5 protein-coding genes and 1 pseudogene are annotated in these 4,224 nt (G+C 67.4%); all 6 read left to right on the top strand.

The window, feature by feature from the left end; translation table 11 throughout:
* Positions 1–1,488: DUF8811 domain-containing protein (locus tag RMO40_RS10535; protein ID WP_309720309.1), on the top strand; the 1,488-nt coding region annotated here is incomplete at its 5' end.
* Between the two features lie 240 nt (positions 1,489–1,728).
* Positions 1,729–2,445, top strand: a complete 717-nt coding sequence (locus tag RMO40_RS10530) for a TonB family protein (RefSeq protein WP_309720306.1) — start codon at positions 1,729–1,731, stop codon at positions 2,443–2,445.
* On the top strand, positions 2,442–3,209 hold the full coding sequence (locus RMO40_RS10525; RefSeq protein ID WP_309720303.1) for a MotA/TolQ/ExbB proton channel family protein: 768 nt from the start codon (positions 2,442–2,444) through the stop codon (positions 3,207–3,209). Before RMO40_RS10530 ends, RMO40_RS10525 begins: the two co-directional genes overlap by 4 nt.
* 10 nt (positions 3,210–3,219) lie before the next feature.
* Complete coding sequence (locus RMO40_RS10520) at positions 3,220–3,639, top strand: biopolymer transporter ExbD (protein WP_309720301.1); 420 nt, start codon at positions 3,220–3,222, stop codon at positions 3,637–3,639.
* A 3-nt stretch (positions 3,640–3,642) separates the two neighbouring features.
* A complete protein-coding gene (gene hemP, locus RMO40_RS10515; RefSeq protein WP_309720298.1) occupies positions 3,643–3,825 on the top strand; it encodes a hemin uptake protein HemP in 183 nt (60 codons plus the stop codon).
* Between the two features lie 80 nt (positions 3,826–3,905).
* A pseudogene (locus tag RMO40_RS10510) lies at positions 3,906–4,224 on the top strand (hypothetical protein); the annotation flags it as partial.

Here is a 4,224-nt window from a genome sequence, read left to right as displayed (position 1 = left end):
AGCAGCTCGGCGCGTGGCCCGAGCATGAGCTTCCAGACCATCAAGCCCGAGATCGGTGCGCCCGGCGCGTCGGTGTCGGCGGTGGCCGGCAGTGGAACCGGTGAAGAGAGCTTCGGCGGCACCTCGGGTGCCACGCCGATGATTGCCGGCTCGGCGGCCCTGCTGATCCAGGCCTTCCCGAACCGCACGCCGCTGCAGATCAAGTCGATGCTGATGAACAGCGCCACGACCAATGTCTACACCAACGGCGCGCTGCTGCCTGGCCGGCTGGCGCCGATCACCCGCATCGGTGCGGGCGAGGTGCGCGTTCGCTCGGCACTGGCCTTGAACGCCGTGGCCTATAACAAGGACGACCTATCGGCCGCCTTGTCGTTTGGTGCGCGGGAAGTGAGCGGCTTTGCCGAGTACGAGAAGCGCCTGGTGGTTGAAAACCTGGGCAACCAGGCCAAGACCTTCAGCATCCGCAAGAGCTTCCGTTATGCCGACGACGAAGCCAGCGGTGCGGTCTCCGTCATCGCGCCCAACAGCGTGAAGGTCGGGGCCAACAGCCGCGCCACCATCACGGTGAAGCTGCGCGTTGACCCACGCCGCCTGCCCGACTGGACGCTCGATGGCGGCGCACTCGGCGGCCGTGGCGACCTGCTCGACGGCCCCGAATACGACGGCTACCTCACGTTGACCGCAGGCCCGGAGGTGCTGAGCGTGCCGTGGCACATCCTGCCGCGCAAGGCGGCCGAAGCCGGCGCTCTGCTGGCACAGCGCAGCAACTGGCCGGGCGGCATCATCCTGTTTGCCAACGCCGGCCTGGCCGAAAGCGAGTTCGATGTGTTCGCCCTCACCGGCACCAGCACCAAGGTCCCGCCGAACGAGTTGCCCGGCCCGGGCGACAACCTCGCGGTGATCGACATGCGTGCCGTGGGTGTGCGCTATGAGCCCGTGGAAGGAGCGCTGCAGTTCGCCATCAACACCTTTGGGCGGCGCGCGCATCCGACCTACCCGGGCGGCTTCGAGATCGACATCGACACCAATGCCGACGGGGTGTTCGACTACGCGGTCTACAACCAGGAGCAGACCGGCTTTGCCGCCACCGGGGTGAGCCTCGTCTACGTGGCCAACCTGGCCACCGGCCTCTCGTCGGCGTATTACTACCTCGATGCCGACCTCAACTCGGGCAACACCATCTTCAGCCTGCCCTTGGCGGCGCTGGGTGTCACGCCCGACACGCGGCTCAACTTCTCGGCTTTTGCCTTCGACAACTACTTCAGCGGCACCACGACCGACACGATCCTCGACATGAGCTTCACGCCGGCCACACCGCGTTATGCGGTGTCGGGCGACAGCAGTGGCGTCGTGCGGCCGTTCCGCTTGGCGCGGGTCGACACGCTGTCGGTGCCGGGCGGAGCAACGGCATCGCCATCACAAACCGGCTTCCTGGTGATGATGCGCCGCAATGCGGGCAAGGAAGCCGAGGTGCTGGTGGTTCGCTGAGAACCCAAGCACCTGTTGCCAACATTTGATTTCTCTTGATCACACGGGCCGCCTTGCGCGGCCCGTTTTTTTTGGGCGCTTGAAACGGTGCCGACAGCGGAGTGTGCGTGGGCACATCGCAGGCTCGTCATCAGATTTTCCGTCTGAGCCAAGGTAAATACAAATGCGAATCGTTCTCGTTAGTGATAAACTTCGCGCAAACTTGTATCACCCATTCCGCCCGCGTCGAGGCGGCGCCAGATGCCCGCAACCCCGCCTGTCAACGCCACTCTCATTTCGCCCTCCCTCGCGGCACCCGGGCGGCCCAGACCTTTGGCTGCAGAGGGGCTGAGCAAGGCGCAGTACCGTGCGGTGGTCTGCGCCATTGCGTTGGCCCACATCGGTGCGATCTGGGGTGTGCTGCAGGTGCCCGCGGTGCGCGATGCGGTGGTCGAAGCGGCGCCGATCTTTGTCGACCTGCTGGCGCCGCCCGCCCCGCCGGCTCCGCCGCCACCGTCCGTGCAGCCGCCGGTGTTGAAGACACCGCCGCCCACGCTGCTCACCACGGCACCCGCGCCAACGCCCGCGCCGTTTGAGGCACCGCCCGCGCCCGAACTGCCGCCCCCGCCTGCGCCGCCCACTCCGGTGGTGGCCGAGGCGCCTCCAGCGCCGCCGACGCCACCTCAGCCGCCCAAGATCATCCCGGCCTCCGAGGTGCAGTACCTCGTCAAGCCGGCGCCCGAGTACCCGCGCCTGTCGGTCCGCGCCGGTGAATCTGGCCTGGTGATGGTCAGCGTCTACATCGACGAAGCCGGCCTGCCGCGCACGGTGCAGGTGCAGCAGTCGTCGGGCCACGCGCGGCTCGACGAGTCGGCGGTGTCGGCCGTCAGACGCGCGCGCTTCAAACCCTACACACACAACGGCGTGCCCACCGCGGGCTGGGCGCGCATCCCGATTCCTTTTGAGCTGGAGAAATGACCGTGAACGCAGACTCCCCCCTGGGCTTTGGCCACTTCCTCATGCAAAGCGATGCAGTGGGCAAGACGCTGCTCGCCATCCTGGTGCTGATGTCGGTGGCCTCGTGGGCCATCATCGCGATCAAGGGGTTGACGCTGGTGGCGCGCAAGCGTCGCAGCGAGTCGTTCCTCAGCTTCTTCTGGAACGCGACTTCGCTCGACGCGGTGGCGGCCGAGATCAGCACCCACGGCGCCAACGACCCGTTCTCCCACCTCACCAGCCACGCCATGCATGCGCAGGCGCACCACGCCAAGTACGGCGCGGCCAAGCTCGAAGAGGCGGGCAGCTCGGGTGAGTTTGTGACGCGCACCATCAAGAAGGTGCTCGACGAAGAAACCACGCGGCTCGAAAACGGCCTCGCGATGTTGGCCACCGTCGGTGCCACGGCGCCTTTTGTCGGCCTGTTCGGCACGGTCTGGGGCGTGTACCACGCGCTGGTGGCCATCGGCATGAGCGGCGCCGGCACGCTCGACAAGGTGGCCGGCCCGGTGGGCGAGGCGCTCATCATGACCGGCCTGGGCCTCGCGGTCGCCATCCCTGCGGTGATGGGCTACAACTGGCTCACACGCTCCAACCGCGTGATCCTCTCCAAGCTCGATGCGTTTGCCTACGAGTTGCACACCTTCGTGTCGATGGGCCAGCCGCTGAGCGCCGATGCGGGCAACGCGCCGCCGCCACCGGTGCGCAGCACGGCACCCGCCATCGGCCGCCCGCGCTCCGCCTGAGGAGCACGCCATGGCCTTTGCAAGCTTCGACAACCGCCATGCCAGCGCGCCCATGGCCGAGATCAACATGGTGCCGTTGATCGACGTGATGCTGGTGCTGCTGGTGATCTTCATCGTCACCGCACCGCTGCTCACCCAGGCCGTCAAGCTCGACCTGCCCAAGGCCAGCTCGCAGCCCAACGTGGCCAAGGCCGACAAGATCGAGTTCGCCATCAACGCCGAAGGAGCCTTGTTCTGGAACGGCGAGTCGGTCACGCGCAGCGAGGCCGCCACCCGCTTTGCAGCCGAGAGCAAGAAGCTGCCGCAGCCCGAAGTGCATTTGCGCGCCGACCAGAACGTGCCCTACCGCTCGGTCGCACAAACGTTGGCCGATGCTTCCAGGGCCGGCCTGGGCAAGGTCGGCTTCGTCAGCGAGCCCGAGACGCCCTGAGCCATGGAGCGCAACCCACCCGAGCTGCCCGTGCCGCGCCCCGCCGAGCCTGCGGCGCAGGTTGAAGTGCCGCGCATCTCCAGCCAGCAGTTGCTGGCTGGCGCCAAGGAGGTGCTGATCGAGCACCACGGCAGCTTGTACCGATTGCGACAAACCTCGCTCGGCAAGCTCATCCTGACCAAGTAGCCCGGACCACCGAACCCAACGACCACCGCACCAGCCAGCCCGTCTGCCAGCCCGTGCTCCAAACATCCACGGAGAACCCTGTGCAGACCCAACGCCCACCACACGCGCCCGACGCAGCCCCCGCGCGCACCTCGCTCTTGCCCCTGGGGGCCCTGGCGGCCGGCTTCGGCCTGGCCTTGCCGCCGGTGATGGCACAGACCAGCGCACCGGCTGCGCCGACTGCCGCTTCGGCACCCGCGTCGGCCGCATCGGGCGTGACCACGCTGCCGCAGATCAAGGTGAAAGCCGCTGCCGAACCCAGCGGCAAACAAAGCTACCAGGCCACCACCACCCGCATCGGCAAGGGAAAACAGGAGCTGCGCGACGTGCCGCAATCGGTGACCGTGGTCACCGAGCGCC

Source organism: Rhizobacter sp. (genome assembly GCF_031412075.1).
Classification (GTDB): domain Bacteria; phylum Pseudomonadota; class Gammaproteobacteria; order Burkholderiales; family Burkholderiaceae_C; genus Rhizobacter.
The sequence above is the reverse complement of the archived record's forward strand: the minus strand, read 5'-3'. Positions and strand labels throughout refer to the sequence as shown.

What these genes read in the sequence shown, in the direction of transcription:
- RMO40_RS10530 (WP_309720306.1), top strand. Translation starts at nt 1,729, where the DNA reads ATGCCCGCAACCCCGCCTGTCAACGCCACTCTCATTTCGCCCTCCCTC.
- RMO40_RS10525 (WP_309720303.1), top strand. Translation starts at nt 2,442, where the DNA reads ATGACCGTGAACGCAGACTCCCCCCTGGGCTTTGGCCACTTCCTCATG.
- RMO40_RS10520 (WP_309720301.1), top strand. Translation starts at nt 3,220, where the DNA reads ATGGCCTTTGCAAGCTTCGACAACCGCCATGCCAGCGCGCCCATGGCC.
- hemP (WP_309720298.1), top strand. Translation starts at nt 3,643, where the DNA reads ATGGAGCGCAACCCACCCGAGCTGCCCGTGCCGCGCCCCGCCGAGCCT.